General features: G+C 25.5%; 1 protein-coding gene. It reads right to left on the reverse strand.

Going from position 1 to position 1,353, the window contains the following annotated elements; all coding sequences use genetic code 11:
• Window positions 1-128 precede the first annotated feature (128 nt).
• Window positions 129-1,205 carry a Fic family protein gene (locus tag MPF19_RS18995; protein ID WP_249989846.1) on the reverse strand — a complete coding sequence of 359 codons (1,077 nt, stop codon included), beginning with the start codon at window positions 1,203-1,205 and terminating at the stop codon, window positions 129-131.
• Window positions 1,206-1,353: the final 148 nt, after the last annotated feature.

The following is a 1,353-nucleotide window of genomic DNA, read 5'->3' on the forward strand; positions in this document are numbered from 1 at the left end:
CTAACGTGGTTGTGTATTGAAAGTTGCGGTTTTATGAACGACTATTTTCCGAAAGAAAACAGAAGTGAATAAAAAAGCAACTACTTTTATTAAGCACTAATTTAGCAATTTTTACTACACGTTGTTGGCTAAAGTACTTTTTTTGTTAAAATCGTATATAATTTTTCATTGATATAGTAATTTCCAGTTCCTAGTTTTTGTTTTGTTAGAATTCCATCTTTCGCTAATCTATTTAAATAATTAGCAGCGGTAATTCTTGATACTCCTAAATCTCTTTCTATAAACTCAATTTTTGTGTATGGATGTTGAAATAGGTTATTCAATAAATCTTGACTATAAAATTTATAATTATCTCTAATTAAGTGTTTATATTCAAGCATTAATTTCTGAATATCTTTTATTAGAATTATAGTTTGTTTAGAAGTTTGCTCGACTGCTTTGATAATATAGATTAACCAATTTTCCCAATTGTCAGTAATTCTAACTTCTTGTAATAATTCATAATATTTAGCTTTATTTTCAATAATAAAACTACTCAAATATAGAATTGGTAAATCAAGTAAATCTTTCATTACTAAATAAAGCACATTAATAATTCTTCCTGTCCTACCATTACCGTCATAAAAAGGGTGGATACTTTCAAATTGATAATGTATAATAGCCATTTTTACTATTGGGTCAAAGTCAGATAAAGTATCGTCGTTAATAAATTGTTCTAAATTAGACATTAAATTTTTTATAGTTTCAAGGTCTTGTGGCGGAGTATAAACTGTTTCTCCAGTTTTAGCATTTTTTAATGCAGTTCCAGGAACTTTTCTAAAACCTGCATTATTTTTTTCTAATTCAGATTGTATTTGGATAATGTCATTATTTGTTAAAATATTTCTTTTTGAAATTAATGAATACCCAATTTTTAATGCAGAAATATAATTTTGAACTTCTTTGGCATCTAACGATTTTACTCCATCTAAATTTAGTTCAGCTTTATAAAGATCATCGTGTGTTGTGATGATGTTTTCAATTTCAGAACTATCTTTTGCTTCTTGTAACCCTAATGTATTAATTAGGATATTTTCATTTGGAATACTAGATACTAAACCTTTTAATTCAGCTAATGCTCTATGAGCTTCATTTAATTTTTTAAGAACATTTTTTGTTTCAATGTCTTTTTTTAAAGGAAGTTTTTCAAGTTTAAAATTATTCATAATGATAAGAAATTCTATTTTTCTTAACAAAGGTAATTTATAATGATAAGAAAATGGACTTTTCTTTACATAATAATTTTAAATGATAAGTTATTTTAGTTTTCTTTACATTATATTTTTCGAGCTCACTGAGGTATTTTTGCCAACG

Origin of the sequence: Polaribacter sp. Z014 (assembly GCF_023555435.1) — a bacterium.
Lineage (GTDB): Bacteria > Bacteroidota > Bacteroidia > Flavobacteriales > Flavobacteriaceae > Polaribacter.